Raw genomic sequence first — 458 nt, forward strand, 5'->3', positions numbered from 1 at the left:
GAAAACGCAGGCGACGGTTGTCCCATTTTCAACCCAGGAAGAAGTAGATGGAGCCTATCTCAAGGATGACTACCTCTATTTCAAGGGCGAGCCAGTCATGGCCGCTGACGCTATCGGTGTTCCTGGCAGTCACAATGTTGAAAATGCCCTAGCTACCATTGCTATCGCCAAACTTTCTGGCCTGGCTAATGAGGTGATTTCCCAAACTTTGGCAAGTTTTGGTGGCGTCAAGCACCGTCTGCAATCTTTGGGCCAAGTCAAGGGTGTGGCCTTCTACAATGATTCCAAATCAACCAATATTCTAGCAACTCAAAAAGCCTTATCTGGCTTTGATAATAGCAAGGTTATTCTCATTGCTGGTGGTTTGGACCGGGGCAATGAATTTGATGAGCTGGTGCCAGATATTAAGGGCCTCAAGAAGATGGTCATTCTGGGTCAATCGGCTCCTCGGGTTAAGC

At 48.0% G+C, this 458-nt stretch carries 1 protein-coding gene; it reads left to right on the forward strand.

Translation table 11 applies throughout. The annotated features are described in order from the left end of the window. A partial coding sequence (locus tag FH871_RS34875; protein ID WP_305036627.1) for a glutamate ligase domain-containing protein occupies positions 1 to 458 on the forward strand: 458 nt, incomplete at both ends.

Origin of the sequence: Larkinella sp. C7 (assembly GCF_006149005.1) — a bacterium.
GTDB lineage: Bacteria > Bacteroidota > Bacteroidia > Cytophagales > Spirosomataceae > Larkinella.